Source organism: Bradyrhizobium sp. CCBAU 11434 (assembly GCF_028128895.1).
In the GTDB taxonomy this organism is placed as follows: domain Bacteria; phylum Pseudomonadota; class Alphaproteobacteria; order Rhizobiales; family Xanthobacteraceae; genus Bradyrhizobium; species Bradyrhizobium zhengyangense.
The window spans coordinates 474,607-490,314 of sequence record NZ_LBJX01000100.1 but is presented as its reverse complement, the minus strand read 5'-3'; the positions used below and the strand labels follow the sequence as shown (position 1 = coordinate 490,314).

At 64.1% G+C, this 15,708-nt stretch carries 13 protein-coding genes and 1 pseudogene; 10 read left to right on the top strand and 4 right to left on the bottom strand.

The features are described 5' to 3' along the window. Positions 1 to 266: pseudogene (locus tag XI06_RS34640) on the bottom strand (DUF308 domain-containing protein); the annotation flags it as partial. Between the two features lie 314 nt (positions 267 to 580). Here XI06_RS34640 and XI06_RS34635 point away from each other — a divergent pair. Together XI06_RS34635 and XI06_RS34630 are read left to right on the top strand one after the other, a co-directional pair. Beyond that, the gene (locus XI06_RS34635; protein ID WP_237863863.1) at positions 581 to 2,230 is read left to right on the top strand and encodes a glycosyltransferase family 39 protein; all 1,650 of its coding nucleotides are present in this window, start codon (positions 581 to 583) and stop codon (positions 2,228 to 2,230) included. Positions 2,231 to 2,357: 127 nt separating this feature from the next. Then, a complete protein-coding gene (locus XI06_RS34630) occupies positions 2,358 to 3,137 on the top strand; it encodes a class II aldolase/adducin family protein (RefSeq protein ID WP_271607339.1) in 780 nt (259 codons plus the stop codon). 206 nt (positions 3,138 to 3,343) lie between these two features. Here XI06_RS34630 and XI06_RS34625 read toward each other — a convergent pair whose 3' ends face one another. The 3 genes from XI06_RS34625 to XI06_RS34615 all read right to left on the bottom strand — a co-directional run bounded on the left by XI06_RS34625 (position 3,344) and on the right by XI06_RS34615 (position 7,849). Beyond that, positions 3,344 to 4,738: a M20/M25/M40 family metallo-hydrolase gene (locus XI06_RS34625; protein ID WP_237863861.1), complete on the bottom strand. Its 1,395-nt coding sequence runs from the start codon at positions 4,736 to 4,738 to the stop codon at positions 3,344 to 3,346. A gap of 25 nt (positions 4,739 to 4,763) precedes the next feature. Then, on the bottom strand, positions 4,764 to 6,092 hold the full coding sequence (locus XI06_RS34620) for a glycosyltransferase family 87 protein (protein ID WP_237863860.1): 1,329 nt from the start codon (positions 6,090 to 6,092) through the stop codon (positions 4,764 to 4,766). Between the two features lie 137 nt (positions 6,093 to 6,229). Then, positions 6,230 to 7,849 carry a helicase HerA-like domain-containing protein gene (locus XI06_RS34615; protein WP_237889649.1) on the bottom strand — a complete coding sequence of 540 codons (1,620 nt, stop codon included), beginning with the start codon at positions 7,847 to 7,849 and terminating at the stop codon, positions 6,230 to 6,232. A gap of 343 nt (positions 7,850 to 8,192) precedes the next feature. On the opposite strand from XI06_RS34615, the gene XI06_RS34610 reads away from it, so the two are divergent. From XI06_RS34610 to scpA, 8 genes are all read left to right on the top strand, one after another. Further along, on the top strand, positions 8,193 to 8,558 hold the full coding sequence (locus tag XI06_RS34610) for a DUF2267 domain-containing protein (protein WP_237863858.1): 366 nt from the start codon (positions 8,193 to 8,195) through the stop codon (positions 8,556 to 8,558). Positions 8,559 to 8,582: 24 nt separating this feature from the next. Next, a complete protein-coding gene (locus tag XI06_RS34605) occupies positions 8,583 to 8,990 on the top strand; it encodes a DUF4332 domain-containing protein (protein WP_237863857.1) in 408 nt (135 codons plus the stop codon). 185 nt (positions 8,991 to 9,175) lie between these two features. Continuing rightward, positions 9,176 to 10,036, top strand: a complete 861-nt coding sequence (folP, locus tag XI06_RS34600; protein ID WP_237863893.1) for a dihydropteroate synthase — start codon at positions 9,176 to 9,178, stop codon at positions 10,034 to 10,036. Then, the gene (gene folB / locus XI06_RS34595) at positions 10,033 to 10,401 is read left to right on the top strand and encodes a dihydroneopterin aldolase (protein ID WP_237863856.1); all 369 of its coding nucleotides are present in this window, start codon (positions 10,033 to 10,035) and stop codon (positions 10,399 to 10,401) included. Before folP ends, folB begins: the two co-directional genes overlap by 4 nt. Then, positions 10,401 to 10,892, top strand: a complete 492-nt coding sequence (gene folK, locus XI06_RS34590) for a 2-amino-4-hydroxy-6-hydroxymethyldihydropteridine diphosphokinase (protein WP_237863855.1) — start codon at positions 10,401 to 10,403, stop codon at positions 10,890 to 10,892. The genes folB and folK overlap by 1 nt, the downstream gene beginning before the upstream one ends. Before the next feature lie 83 nt (positions 10,893 to 10,975). Beyond that, positions 10,976 to 12,847: a methylmalonyl-CoA mutase subunit beta gene (locus XI06_RS34585; protein ID WP_271607338.1), complete on the top strand. Its 1,872-nt coding sequence runs from the start codon at positions 10,976 to 10,978 to the stop codon at positions 12,845 to 12,847. Further along, positions 12,844 to 13,308, top strand: a complete 465-nt coding sequence (locus tag XI06_RS34580) for a GFA family protein (RefSeq protein ID WP_237863853.1) — start codon at positions 12,844 to 12,846, stop codon at positions 13,306 to 13,308. Before XI06_RS34585 ends, XI06_RS34580 begins: the two co-directional genes overlap by 4 nt. A gap of 23 nt (positions 13,309 to 13,331) precedes the next feature. Continuing rightward, positions 13,332 to 15,488, top strand: coding sequence for a methylmalonyl-CoA mutase (scpA, locus tag XI06_RS34575; RefSeq protein ID WP_237863852.1), 2,157 nt, complete (start codon positions 13,332 to 13,334; stop codon positions 15,486 to 15,488). Positions 15,489 to 15,708 lie beyond the last annotated feature (220 nt).

Genomic DNA, 15,708 nt, shown 5'->3' with positions numbered 1-15,708 from the left:
TTGGGCGAGGCAAGGCCCGGCGGCAGCACCGGCCTGACGCGAACCTCCGAGGCCGCGGCTGTCCCGGCCAGGCGGCGGGCGATGGCCTGCAGCTCGAGCAGCACGACGTAGAGTCCTATCAGTAACATACCGGAGCAGACGCCGATCGTTCCGCTCGTTATGAGCGTGCTGCCGAGGCTGAAATCCCTGATGGAATAGCCAAAAGCGACCGCAAGGAGGCCCGCCAGAACGGCGAAAATCCCAGCGATCAACAAAGCCACACTCATCGAACACACCCCCGGCCGCGCATCCATGCGCGACACCCGCTACGCCACGATACCGTCATACTGCGTTCCACGCCAACGACCAATTGGCGCCACTGTTCCTAAAGGGAAGGATATCAGGGACTTATTCACATTCCCTTCAGCAATGGTCCGCTAGCTCTCATGGGCTGCCAAGCGTATCGGAAATTGCTGCGTCGCATCAGGAATTTAGCCATAATGCCCAATTACTTGGTTATGGAACTGCGCTATAGGGATTCCGGGGAGCAGGCCCGCGCGCACCAGCAGGGCCACGAGGGGATTCCGGGTCACCAATAGCCATGACATCCATCACGACTTCGGCGATCGACACGCCTCAGGGGCGCTCGGTTGAACGGACTTGCGACGACCTTGCCATGCTGGTGCTGGCTGCCGTCGCCGTCATCGCAGGCCTGACCTTCCGCGACTACGGGCTCGGCTGGGACGACTACACCCACGCCGAATATGCCGACCTGCTGCTGCGCATGTACGGCTCCGGCTTCAGGGACACCTCCGCCCTCTCCTTCGCCAATCTCTACATGTATGGCGGCGGCTTCGACATGGTCGCAGCCCTGCTGCACAAGATTCTCCCGCTCGAGCTGTTCGAGACGCGACGCCTGGTCGGCGCGATCGTCGGCGTGATCGGTCTTGCGGTGACATGGCGACTGGGCCGCCGCATCGGCGGACCTCTTGCGGGCCTCGCCGCGCTGCTGCTGCTCGCGCTCTGCCCGATCTTCTACGGCCACATGTTCATGAACCCGAAGGATGCGCCCTTCGCGGTGGCGATGATCATCCTGATGCTCGGCCTCGTCAGGCTCGCCGAGGAATATCCAAAGCCCTCGCCGCGCACGATCCTGATCGTCGGCTTGGGAGCCGGTCTCTCGATCGGCTCGCGCATTCTCGGCGGGCTCGCGCTGGTCTATGCGATGATCGGCTTCGTCCCGCTGTTCCTGGAGGAACTGCGCGGCGAGGGCGTCCGCGAGGCCGCCAGACGGTTCGCCCATGTCGTCTACGTGCTGCTGCCCGGCCTTGTGCTCGGCTATCTCGTGATGGGCCTGATCTGGCCGTGGTCGATCATGGAGCCCGGCAATCCCTTCGAGGCTTTGACCTATTTCTCGCACTTCTTCGAGAAGCCCTGGAAGGAGATGTTCGACGGCGCGATCGTGTCCGTGCCCGACATGCCCTGGTCGTATCTGCCGACGCTGTTTGCGCTACAGCTTCCCGAAGTGATGCTGGTGTTTATGACCGGCGCCATCATCGGCACCATCGCCATGTTGCCGCGCCGCGCGGTTCCAGCACGCCGCAAGACCATCCTTTTGATGCTGACGCTGGCAGCGACCCTGCCGCTCGCGATCGCGATGGTGAAGCGTCCGGCGCTTTACAACGGCATCCGCCATTTCGTGTTCGTGATCCCGCCGATGGCAGTGCTCGGCGGCGTCGCCTTCGCCTGGACCATCGAGCGCCTGCGCGCCAACCATCGCGCCTGGCAACCGGCCGTGCTCGCACTATTCTGCTTCGGTCTCGCGCTGCCGCTGGCCGAGATGATCCGGCTGCATCCCTATCAATACACCCATTTCAACCACATCGCCGGCACCGTGCGCGCCGCCGACGACCGGTTCATGCTGGACTATTGGGGCCTCGCGCTGAAGCAGGCCTCCGACGAATTGCGCGAACAGCTGGTCGAGCGTCAGGAAGTTCCGCCGCGCAATCGCAAATGGAAGGTCGCGGTGTGCGGTCCGCAGCGACCGGCCCAGGTCGCGCTCGGCCCCGATTTCACCATCGGCTGGGATTCGAATGCGGCCGATTTCGCCATGACGCTCGGCGAATTCTACTGCAAGGGCCTCACCGCGCCTGTGATGGTTGAGATCAAGCGCGACGACGTGGTGTTCGCCCGCGTCTACGACATCCGCGGCCGCAGCATTTCCAGCCTGCTGTCGATCCCGGCACCGTAAAATTCGCCTCCACCGCAGCCCGCTCCATGCGGGCTACGCTGAACTGCCGCGCTTTGCCCGCCTTGCTGCCCGCTTCACCCGAGACTACGCTCCCCCTCCGCAACAACGAAGTTCGGAGAGATTTGCCATGTCGCCAGCGGAAGCCCGCCTGAAGGAAGTGCCGTCGAACATGACGGAGGCCGAGTGGCAGCAACGGGTCAATCTCGCCGCCTGCTATCGCCTCGTCGCGCTCTATGGATGGGACGATCTGGTCGACACCCACATCTCGGCGCGCGTGCCTGGCCCCGACCATCACTTCCTGATCAACCCCTATGGGCTCATGTTCGACGAGATCACGGCCTCGAGCCTGGTCAAGGTCGATCTGCACGGCAATCAGCTCTCCGAGAGCGAGTACAGCATCAACCCGGCCGGCTTCACCATCCATTCGGCGATCCACGAGGTGCGCGAGGACGCGATCTGCGTGCTGCATCTCCACACTCTGGACGGCACCGCGGTATCGAGCAGCGCCGAAGGGCTCTTGCCGCTGAACCAGACCGCGCAGCTGGTCACCCACGACCTCGCCTATCACGACTATGAAGGCATCGCGCTCGATCACGACGAGCGGCCGCGGCTGCAGAAGGATCTCGGCAACCACAACCACATGCTCCTGCGCAACCACGGCACGCTCACCGTTGGCCGTTCGGTCGCCTCCGCCTTCGAGCGCATGTACCATCTCGAGCGCGCCTGCTCGATGCAGGTGCGCACCCGCGCGCTGGGCACGCCGATCTATCCGGTCGAGCCGATCGCGATCGAGAAGAACACCGAGCTGCTCGCCAACCGAGACAATGCCGAGCTGCGCTCCAACACCCTCGTGTGGCCACCGCTGCTGCGCAAGCTCGACCGCGAGCTGCCGGGCTACCGGTCTTGAGATTTTCATGAATGTGGGGTAGTGTTTTCGTCGAACGACCTCTGCACGTTCTGGAATGAAACGCCGTCCAATCCCGGGCGGCGTTTTTATTTTGGGCACACCGTCATTGCGAGGAGCCCTTGCGACGAAGCAATCCAGACCGATCCCCAGAGGAATTCTGGATTGCTTCGCCACGCTCGCAATGACGAGGAGAGTGTTTTGCGCCTTTACTTCACTTCCGCCAGCGCCGCGAGGATTCTTGCCCAGGAGCGGATGCCCTTCTGGAAGCTGCGCAGATCGTACTTCTCGTTCGGCGAATGGATGTTGTCGTCGTCGAGGCCGAATCCGACTAGCAGCGAGTCGAGCCCAAGCGCACGTTTGAAATCGGCGACGATCGGGATCGAGGCGCCGGAGCCCATCAGTACGGTCTCCTTGCCCCATTCCTCGGTCAACGCTCGTTTGGCAGCAGCAAGCGGCTTCATGTTCCAGTCGAGCGCCACGGCGGGCGCGGCGGAATGGTCGCCGAACTCGACCTTGCAGTCGCCAGGAATCCGGGCGGTCACGTAATCGCGGAAGGCCTTGCGGATCTTTTGCGGGTCCTGCCCCTGGACGAGGCGGAACGAGACCTTGGCCGAGGCATGCGACGGGATCACCGTCTTGGAGCCCTCGCCGATATAGCCGCCCCAGATGCCGTTGACGTCGCAGGTCGGACGCGTGGACGCCTGCTCGACCATCAGCCGCCCCTTCTCGCCAGCGGGAATCGACAGGCCGATCGGCTTGAGAAACGTCTCCGGCGTGAAGTTCAGCTTCTTCCACTGCTCCAGGATCTCCGGCGGCGTATCCTTCACGCCATCATAGAAGCCGGGAATGGTGATGTGGTTGTCGTCGTCGAACAGCCCGCCAAGGATCTTGGTGAGCACCCGGATCGGGTTCATGGCGGTGCCGCCGAACACACCGGAATGCAGATCGCGACTGGCCGCGGTGATCTTCACCTCTTCGTAGAGCAGGCCGCGCAGCGCCGTGGTGATCGCCGGCGTGCTCGGGTCCCACATGCCGGTGTCGCAGACCAGGACGTAATCGGCTTTGAACTCGTCCTTGTTGGCCTCGACGAACGGCACGAAGTTCTTGGAGCCGACCTCCTCCTCGCCTTCGATCAGGAAGGTGATGTCGATCGGCAGCGAGCCCGTCACTTTCTTCCAGGCGCGGCAGGCCTCGACGAACGTCATCACCTGGCCCTTGTCGTCCTCGGCGCCGCGCGCGACGATGATCTTGCGGCCGTCGGCGTGATCCGTGACTGCGGGCTCGAATGGCGGACGGTGCCAGAGCTCGAGCGGATCGACCGGCTGCACATCGTAATGGCCGTAGAAGATCACATGCGGCCGCCCGCCCGCCTTGACCTTGCCGACGACCGCGGGATGGCCGGCGGTCGGCCTTACCTCGGTGGCGACGCCGAGGCTCGCAATGTCCTTGGCCAGATGCTCGGCTGCCGCCTTGCAATCTCCGGCATAGGCCGGATCGGCGGAAATCGACTTGATCCGCAGCAGCGAGAACAGGCGCTCGAGGCTGTTGTCGAAGTCCTTGTCGATGTGATCGAGCACGGATTGAAGCTGCGCATTGGCCATGGTCGGATGTTCCGCTTTTGGAGTCTCAGGATGGCTGTGATTTTAGCCCTGCCGCGGCGTCGGAGCTAGCCGCATCAGGCGGATGGCGGATGTGCCAGGCAAGCGCAAGGGCGAGGATCGCCGTGGCGACGAGGTTGTTGCCCCAGGCCTGGATGGCGTTGGGAAACGGCGGCAGCGACAGCAGCATGAGGATGCCGGCCGCGCCGAGCGCAAGCCAGGTTCCCAGCCGCACCTTCGGCCTGATGTCGAAGGCGGCCCGATGCATCAGCACCGTCAGCGGCAGGAACAGCCACATGAAGTAATATTGTCGCGCCAGCGGCGAGGCCACCGTCATCAGACAGAACAGGATGCCAAGCTCCTCGGCATCCGATCGCGCCGTTCGTTGCCGTTCTGACGGCATGAGTGCGATAAAGCCGAGCCCGAGCAACACCGATACCGCGAGCACGATCCAGTTCGCCGTCCTGTAGTCCACGTCGATGACATTCATCGTGTGCGCCGGCTTGCTGGGATCCTCCAGATTGAAGTTGATCGGCCGAACCAGGCGGTGCGTCACGGCGATGATGGACTGGTTGACCCACGACCAGTTCTGCTCGTCGCGCTGGCCAAAACCCTTTTCCGAGCTCGAGCCGACCATGCCTTGGTACCAGGTCTTGAGCTCGGCCGCGTTGCGCTCGAAGCCGCGGATCGGTGCCGGCACGACGTAGAGCAGGATGCCGATGAAGGCGAGCATGCCGACGACCGCCGCCCATTGCCGACGCCAGACCAGATAAGGCAGCACCGCGATCGGATACATCTTGATGGCGGTGGCGAGCGCAAACATGAAGCCCGCCAACCAGGACCGCCGATGCTGGAGGCTCCAGAAGCCGTAGAGCATCATCGCCAGCAGAACGAGGTTCGGCTGCCCGAGATCGAACATGTCGAACACGAAGGTCACGGTGACGAGCGCCGGCAGCGCTTCGAGCCACGGACCGGGCTTGCGATCCGATCCGGTCATGGCGTTGGAAAGCATCCCCGTGTACCACCACGCCACGGCGTTCAGCACCGACAGCACGATATAGAGCGGGATCTTGCCGAACCAGCTCGGGATCGCGAGCAGAATCGCCGACAGCGGTGGATAGATGAACTCGAAATATTCGTGGACGTCGCTCGGATAGAGCGAGCCGCCATGCAGCACCTGCTGCCCGGCCCAGTACCACAGGGAATAGTCCTTGGTCTTGCCGTGACCGAAGATCTCCGGCCCGAGGACATCGGCGGTCAGGATCAGGCAGCAGAGCAAGAAGAGCAGGTCCAGCGGCGCACGCAGCGAAAGAGCTCGGAGCGCACCGGGTTTGTTGGGCGAATGGGCTGTGGTCACAATGCCTTCAATCTGCGGCCGGGAGAGTGTCGATATATGTCTACCCAGACACAAGCCGCAAGTCTCTCCCTCGCCCCGCAGGCGCGAGGTGAGCTGCGGGGGTCGCAGAAAGCCGCTTCAAAAATGTCCTTGCCTGCCTAGCGTCGGAGCAGTCCGCCGAGCGCGCCGCGCACCAGCGCCCGGCCGACCGAACCGCCGAGCTGGCCGCCGACCGACTTGCCGAGATCAGCCACGACGCCGCCGACCACCTTGTCGGTGACCGTGCGCGTGACGTCGCGCGCAATGCGCTGACCGGTCGTCAGGCGATTACGCCCGGTATTGGTGCCGAAGACGGTGCCGACGATCGAGCCGATCTGGCCGAGGAGGCCGCCACCGCCACCCGCCTGACCATCGGCCGGCGCCGCAGTGCCTGCGATCCGCTTCTGGATGATCTCATACGCCGACTCGGCATCAACAGCGGTGTCGTATTTGCCCTTGACCGGACTTGCATCCATGATCGCCTTGCGCTCTTCCGGTGTGATCGGCCCGATGCGAGCCGATGGCGGCCGGATCATCACCCGCTCGACCATCGCCGGCGTGCCGTTGCCTTCAAGGAACGACACCAGCGCTTCGCCCTTGCCGAGCTCCATGATGACCTTGGCGGTGTCGAGTTTCGGGTTGGGCCTGAAGGTCTGGGCGGCAGCGGCGACCGCCTTCTGGTCGCGCGGGGTGAAGGCGCGCAGCGCATGCTGCACCCGGTTGCCCATCTGCCCGAGCACGCGGTCCGGCACATCGATCGGATTCTGGGTGACGAAATAAACACCGACGCCCTTCGAGCGGATCAGGCGAACCACCTGCTCGATCTTGTCCATCAGCGCCTTCGGCGCATCGTTGAACAACAGATGCGCTTCGTCGAAGAAGAACACCAGCTTGGGCTTGGGCAGATCGCCGGCCTCGGGCAGCTCCTCAAACAGCTCTGACAACATCCACAGCAGGAATGTCGCGTAAAGCCGTGGGCTCTGCATCAACTTGTCCGCAACGAGGATGTTGACCATGCCGCGACCGTCGCGGTCGGTTTTCATGAAGTCCTTCAAGGTCAGCGCCGGCTCGCCGAAGAACTTGGTGCCGCCCTGGTTCTCCAGCACCAAGAGCTGGCGCTGGATGGTGCCGACGGTCGCCTTGGTGACGTTGCCGAACCCTTGCGCCGCTTTCCGGATCGGCGCGAGCGGATCCTCTTCCGCGTCCGGCCCCTTCTTGCCGCTGTCGGGCACGATCGCATCGAGCAACGCCCGCAGATCCTTCATGTCGATAAGAGCAAGGCCATTGTCGTCGGCGACGCGGAACGCGACGTTGAGCACGCCCTCCTGCACGTCGTTGAGATCGAGCATGCGTGCGAGCAGCAGCGGCCCCATCTCGGTGATGGTGGCCCGCACCGGATGGCCCTGCTCTCCGAACACGTCCCAGAACACCGTCGAGAACTGGTCGGGCTGGAAATTCAGTCCCATCTCGCTGGCGCGCTTGACAATGAAGTCTTTGGCTTCCCCGACCTCGGAGATACCGGAGAGGTCGCCCTTGATGTCGGCTGCGAACACCGGAACGCCGGCCCGCGCAAATCCTTCCGCCATCACTTGCAGCGTCACCGTCTTGCCGGTCCCGGTGGCGCCGGTGACGAGGCCGTGGCGATTGGCGAGCGCCAGTGTCAGCCAGGCCAGCTCGTCTCCCTTGCCGACAAAAATCTTGTCGTCGGTATCGCCGAGCTTGTTGTCCTGCACCGTCATCACACTCTCTATTGTTGGTTTCGCGCATTGAAAATTCGAGCCAGCCAGTTCCGTAGTTTAACGCATGTCACAAGCCGATTGAAACCTTTCAGGGCGCCGTCGACATGCGACATCGTCGGAGAACTCGCGCCCGGCATGCGCCAAAAGTCGGATGCGCGCATTCGAACCGCGGTGATTTTTCATGAATTTCGTCTCCGCTCTTGCATCGCTGCAACACTATTCGTGTCTTCGAGAATGAATCGGAACGTCGCATGCGTTCATCGCTTGTATTTCACATCGCGGGGGCTCAAGATCACTCTTCGAAAATAATCCGGCATGTGAACCGGCTGAGGGGCAGGCCCATATGGACGAGCTGATCGGACAGCTGGCGACGAACGCCAGCATAGATAGTGCTGTCGCTGAAAAGACCGTCGGCATTATTCTGGGATTCCTCCGCAGTGAAGGTCCTTCCGACAGCGTGCAGGCCCTGATCGACCAGATCCCCGGTGCAGAAGGGGCGATCGAGGCGTCCAGGAGCGGCGGCGGACTGTCGCGGCTGATGGGCGGCGGCCTGATGGCCGTCGGCACGCGCCTGATGGGCCTCGGGCTTGGCATGTCCGACATCCAGACCATTGCCCGTGAACTTTTTCGCTTCGGCCGAGACAAAATCGGAGCGGATCAGATGGGCAAGATCATCGCGGGGACGCCGGGCCTCAGCCAGTTCGCCTGAGCGACGCTTTTCATACCGAGTATCATGACATATCCGATCTCCGAGATTGAGGGCCTGCCGGCCTTTGCCGCCAACAAGTTGAAGGCGCAGGGTATCCGCACCACCGACGCGTTGCTGGAAGCCGCGAGCACCGCCAAGGGCCGCAAGGCGCTCTCGGCCAAGACCGGCATCAGCGAGCAGCTGCTGCTGGAGTGGGCCAACGTCTCCGACTACATGCGTATTCCCGGCATGGGCCGGGCCAAGGTGGGCCTGGTCCGCGCCGCTGGCGTCACCACGGTGCGCGAGCTCGCCTATCGGAATCCGGCAAGATTGGCGCAGAGCATGCGCGAAGCGAACGATCGCAAAAAGCTCGTCCGCATCCTTCCTTCCGAGAAGTCGGTCGGCGACATCATCGCCAAGGCCAGGAAGCTGTCGCCGAAGATTACGTATTAGGCGCTCTCGACATACGATCTGCAGCGTTAGCTCTCGGTGTCATACCCCGAAAGCGGGGTATCCAGTACGCTGCGGCTCCTCCGCATCACTGCACGGCCCTGGAGTACTGGATTGCCCGCTTTCGCGGGCAATGACAGGGAGGGATGGTCTTGACACCCCCTCCCCGACCGCGCAAAGCGGGCCGCATGAATGCCTCGCCTTCCCCATCCGTCCCGCCGGCCGGCTCGGCCGGGCCAGATGTGCTGCGGACGCTCATGGGCCGGCCGCTACCAGCGGTGATGGGCGTGCTCAACGTGACGCCCGACTCCTTCTCCGATGGCGGCGATTTCATCGCGCCGGAACAGGCGCTGGCACGGGCGCAGGCGATGATTGCCGATGGCGTCGACATCATCGATATCGGCGCCGAATCCACCCGGCCCTACAAGGGTGCGCAGCCAGTGACGGCCGCGGACGAGCTGGCGCGGCTGAACCCGGTGCTGGCAGGCATCGTTGCGCTCGGCGTGCCGGTCTCGATCGACAGCATGAAAGCGGAGGTTGTCGCCTTCGCGCTCGACCAGGGTGTCGCCATCGCCAACGACGTCTGGGGGTTGCAGCGCGACGCCGGCATGGCGCCGCTGGTGGCCGCGAGAGGCGTCCCTGTCATCGTTATGCACAACCGCGAGACCGTCGATTCCGCCATCGACATCGTCGCCGACATGAAGGCGTTCTTCATGCGCTCGCTGGACATCGCCACGACGGCCGGCATCGGGCGTGACAAGATCGTGCTCGATCCCGGCATCGGCTTCGGCAAGACCGCCGAGCAGAGCATGATTGCGTTGGCGCGCCTGCGCGAGCTCGACATGTTCGGCCTGCCGATCCTGGTCGGCGCCTCGCGCAAGCGTTTCATCGCCTCTGTGTCGCCCTCGGAGCCGAAAGAGCGGCTGGCCGGCTCGATCGCCGCGCATTTGATTGCCGTGCAGAAGGGGGCGAAGATCATCCGGACCCATGACGTCGCCGAGACCCTGCAGGCCCTGCGGGTCGCCAACGCAATCGAGAGCAAGCAATGACAGATACGATCTTCGTGACCGGCCTGTCGATCCATGCACGCCATGGCGTGCTGGATCACGAAACCGAAGTCGGCCAGCGTTTTGTGATCGACCTCGAGCTCTACACCGATTTGTCGGAGCCTTCGCGCAGCGATCGCCTGGTCGATACCGTCTCCTATGCCGACGTGGTGGCGACCACAACGGCGGCGTTCAAGAACACCAATTACAAATTGCTGGAACGCGCGGCGGGTGCGGTCGCCGACGCCATCCTGTCGAACTTTCCACGCATCCGCGCCGTGAAGATCACCGTGCACAAGCCGCACGCGCCGATCGCCGCGATCTTCGACGATGTCGGCATCATGCTGACGCGCTCGCGGCATCCCTGATGGCGAGCGTGCTGATCGCGCTCGGCGGCAATGTCGGCGATGTCCGCACGACGTTCAAGAAGGCGATCGCCCATATCTGCGGCATGGCGCAGGCCGCAATGATCGCGCGCTCGTCGGACTATGCGACGCCACCCTGGGGCGACGAGGACCAGGATCCCTTCATCAATGCCTGCGTCGAGATCGAGACGGGCCTCGATCCGCACGCGCTTTTGTTCGTGATGCAGAAGGTCGAGCAGAGATTCGGCCGTATGCGCGACAAGGATCGGCGCTGGGGTCCGCGCACGCTCGATCTCGACATGATCGCCTATGACGATGTGTCAATGAACAAGCCCGACCTGACCCTGCCGCATCCGCGCCTGTTCGAGCGCGCCTTTGTGCTGGTGCCGCTGGCCGAAATCGCAGCCGACCGCGTGATCTCGGGCATTCGTGTGCGTGATGCCCTCGCCAGCGTCTCGACGCAAGGCATTGAGCAGCTTCCGGATACCGGTTAACCAAAATCCACCGTTTGCAGGAACGGGGGCCGCCGTGGCAAATTCGCCTGCACATAACAAGATGTTCGGGAGCCCTTGGCCGTATGACCTCCGTGACTGACGATCTGCCGCTGGCGGCCGATTTTCCCAAGGCGACGGACGCGGACTGGCGCAAGCTGGTCGACGGCGTGCTGAAGGGCGCGCCGTTCGAAAAGCTGGTCGGCAAGACCTATGACGGTCTTAAGATCGAGCCGCTCTACCCGCGCGCCAAGGGGGTAGCGCCGGTCGCGGGGCGCCCGGCGGCCGCGCCGTGGCAGATCATGCAGCGGATCGATCATCCCGATGCGGCGGCTGCGAATGCGCAGGCCCTGACCGATCTTGAGAATGGCGCCACGGGACTCGCGCTCGTGTTCGCCGGCGGCGCCGGCAGCCACGGCTTCGGCCTGGAACCGACAGCCGATGCGGTTGCAAGGGCGCTGAAGGACATTCACCTCGACGCCGGCATCGGCCTCGAGCTTCAGATCGGTCCGCAATCGCGGATGGCTGCGATCCATATCGCGGAATATGTGAAGAGCAACGGCATCGACCCCGCCGCCTGCGACATCCGCTTCGGGCTCGATCCGCTGGCGGCCTGCGCGGTGTGGGGAAACAGCCCCTACAGCTGGGAAGAGATCGTTCCCGCGGTGACCGGCGGCATCAAGGGTCTCGCCGCGCTCGGCTTCAAGGGGCCGTTCGCACCTGCTGATGGCCGTGTGATCCATGATGCCGGCGGCTCCGAGGTGCAGGAGCTCGCTTTCGTGCTTGCCTGCGGCGTCGCCTATCTGCGCGCGATCGAGGGCGCCGGCGTTCCACTCGAGCAGGCGCAAGGCATGGTCTATGCGCGGCTCGCCGCTGATGCCGACCAGTTCCTGACCATGGCGAAGTTCCGCGCGCTGCGATTGCTCTGGGCGCGCATCGAGGTCGCCTGCGGCCTGACGCCGAAGCCGCTGTTCATTGCCGCCGATACGGCCTGGCGCATGCTGACGCAGCGTGCCCCCTACGTGAACATGCTGCGTGCGACCATCGCGACATTCGCAGCCGGGCTCGCAGGCGCCAATGCAATCACCGTGCTGCCGCACACACTGGCGCTCGGACTGCCCGATCCGTTCGCGCGGCGCGCCGCACGCAACACGCAAGCCCTGCTGCTGGAAGAAAGCAACCTCGCCAAGGTCAGCGATCCCGCGGCGGGATCCGGCGGCATCGAGACGCTCACGGCGCAGCTCTGCGAGGCCGCCTGGGCGCTGTTTCAGGAGAGCGAGAAGGCCGGTGGCGCCTTCGCCGCACTTCAGCAGGGCCTGTTCCAGAGCAAGGTCGCAGCGGCGCGAAAGGCGCGCGAGGCCAGCATCGCCAAGCGCCGCGACGTGTTGACCGGCGCCAGCGAGTTTCCGAACCTGCACGAAAGCGAGACGGCCGTGCTGAAGGCGACGCCCATCGCGCTCGCACCCTATGGTGAAGCCAAGTACAAGTTCGATGCCCTCGCGCCGATCCGCCTTGCGCAGCCATTCGAGGCGCTGCGCGACAAATCCGACGCGGCGTTGAAGGCGCGCGGATCGCGGCCCAGCGTATTCCTGGCCAATCTCGGCACGCCCGCCGATTTTACGGCACGCGCGACGTTCGCAAAAAGCTTCTTCGAGGCCGGCGGCATCCAGGCGCTCGACAGCGAAGGTTTTGCCGACCCGGCCAAGCTGGCTGCGGCCTTCAAGGCGTCCGGCGCGGCGCTAGCCTGCCTGTGTTCCAGCGACAAGGTCTATGCGGAACGGGCCGAAGCCGCCGCGAAGGCCCTGCAAACGGTGGGCGCGCGACATATCTATCTGGCGGGTCGTCCGGCCGAGGCGGAGGCGGCCTTGCGCGCGGCCGGTGTCACCGGCTTCGTATTTGCCGGGGGCGACGCGCTTGCGACGCTGCAAGACGCCTATGTCCTGATGGAGCAGACATGACCGACGCGAGCAAACCCGTTCTCACCGGCGGCTGCCAATGCGGGGCGGTGCGCTTTGCGATTTCGGCAACACCCAACAAGGTATCGATCTGCCACTGCCGGATGTGCCAGAAGGCGAGCGGCGCGCCGTTTGCTTCCTTCGCCGATATCAACCGGACGGATTTTGCCTGGACCAAGGGCACGCCATCCGCATTCCAATCCTCCACGATCGCGATGCGCGACTTTTGTGCCGCGTGCGGCACGCCGCTGAGCTTCCGTCGCATCGACGGCCCGCGCATCGAGATCATGACCGGCGCGTTCGACCGACCTGACCGGTTGGTGCCGACGCGTCAGTACGGGACCGAGTCCCGCCTCGGCTGGGTGGTCGGAATCTCCAACCTGCCGAGCCAGACCACGCAGCAGAATTACGGGCCGGAGAAGATGGCGACCATCGTCAGCCATCAGCATCCGGATCATGATTGAGCGCCGATGATATGATTGAATCCATGACCCGCATTCCCAACTTCGCCGACGTCGCCTTTGAGCGCGCCGCGACCGCCGCTCCATCAGGCAGCGCCGAGCCGTGGCTGACGCCCGAGGGCATCCTGGTGAAATCAGTCTATGGCGAGGCCGATCTCGCCGGGCTCGATTTCCTCGAGACTTATCCGGGCCTCGCGCCGTTCCTGCGCGGCCCCTACCCGACCATGTATGTCAACCAGCCCTGGACCGTCAGGCAATATGCCGGCTTCTCCACGGCGGAGGATTCCAACGCCTTCTATCGCCGCAACCTGGCGGCAGGACAGAAGGGCCTCTCGGTCGCCTTCGATCTCGCCACCCATCGCGGCTATGACAGCGATCACCCGCGCGTCGGCGGCGACGTCGGCATGGCCGGCGTTGCCATCGACTCCATCTACGACATGCGCACGCTGTTCGCTGGCATCCCGCTCGACCAGATGAGCGTGTCGATGACCATGAACGGCGCGGTGCTGCCGATCCTCGCGCTCTATGTCGCGGCGGCCGAGGAACAGGGCGTTCCGCCTGAGAAGCTGTCTGGCACCATTCAGAACGACATTCTGAAAGAGTTCATGGTGCGTAACACTTATATCTATCCGCCCGCGCCGTCGATGCGGATCATCTCGGACATCTTTGCGTACACCTCGCAAAAGATGCCGAAATACAATTCGATCTCGATCTCCGGCTATCATATGCAGGAGGCCGGCGCGACGCAGGATCTCGAGCTCGCCTATACGCTCGCAGACGGCGTCGAATATTTGCGCGCCGGACTTGCTGCCGGGCTCGACGTCGACCGCTTCGCGCCGCGCCTGTCGTTCTTCTGGGCGATCGGCATGAACTTCTTCATGGAGGTCGCCAAGCTGCGCGCCGCGCGGCTGCTCTGGGCGAAGCTCTTGAAACCGTTCAATCCGAAGGACCCCCGCTCGCTGTCGCTGCGCACGCATTCGCAGACCTCGGGCTGGTCGCTGACCGCGCAAGATGTCTTCAACAACGTGATGCGCACCACCGTCGAGGCGATGGCGGCGACGCAAGGCCACACCCAATCGCTGCACACCAACGCGCTCGACGAGGCGCTGGCTCTGCCGACTGACTTCTCCGCGCGCATCGCCCGCAACACCCAGCTGTTCCTGCAGCAGGAGAGCGGCACCACCCGCATCATCGATCCCTGGGGCGGCTCCTATTATGTCGAGCGGCTGACGCGTGACCTCGCCGCGAAGGCGTGGGGCCACATCCAGGAGGTCGAGGAGCTCGGCGGCATGGCCAAGGCCATCGAGGCCGGTGTGCCCAAGCTGCGCATCGAGGAAGCCTCCGCCAAGACGCAAGCCCGCATCGATGCCGGCAAGCAGGCGGTGATCGGCGTCAACAAGTACAAGCCGACGGACGAGGCGCCGATCGACATTCTCAAGGTCGACAACACCAATGTCCGGCGCCTGCAGATCGACAAGCTGACGCGGCTGAAATCCGAACGCAATAAGACGGAGGTCGATGCCGCGCTTGCCGCGATCACGCGTTCCGCCGGCGAAGGCAACGGCAATCTGCTCGCGCTCGCCATTGATGCTGCGCGGGCCAAGGCGACCGTCGGCGAGATTTCGGACGCGATGGAAAAGGTGTTCGGCCGGCACCGCGCCGAGATCAAGTCGATCACCGGCGTCTACAAGCGGGAGGCGTCCAGCATGGGCAACCAGGTCGAGAAGGTTCAGGCGCTGATCGACGCTTTCGAGGAAGCCGAGGGCCGCCGCCCCCGCATCCTCGTCGCCAAGATCGGCCAAGACGGGCACGACCGCGGCCAGAAGGTGATTGCCTCTGCGTTTGCCGATATCGGCTTCGACGTCGACATCGGACCGCTGTTTGCCACCGCCGACGAAGCGGCGCGGCAGGCGGTCGAGAACGACGTCCACATCCTCGGCGTCTCCTCGCTCGCCGCAGCCCATCTCACTGCCGTACCCGAGCTGAAGGCCGCGCTGAAGAAGCAGGGCCGCGAGGACATCATGATCATCGTCGGCGGCGTGGTGCCGCCGCAGGATTACGAAGCGCTCTATGCGGCTGGCGCCGAGGCTATCTTCCCGCCGGGCACCGTGATCGCGGACGCGGCCGAGGAGCTGATCCGCAAGCTGAATGCCCGGCTCGGGCATAGCGAGGCGGCGGAGTAATTCCGCCGCCCTCGGCTTGAAGTATCAAACCGGCGGGCGCGCTGCCGCGACCAATCTTCACGTCCCAGTGTTTCGCACCGCGCGCTCCGCGCCGGTTCATCTTGCGGTCATTACAACAATGCAGACATCCAAGCGCCGCGACGGCGTCGCCGCGACGGCGGTCGGGTGCAGAATTGATGGATATTGAAGTGACATATCTTCGTGCAAACGTGCGGGCCGG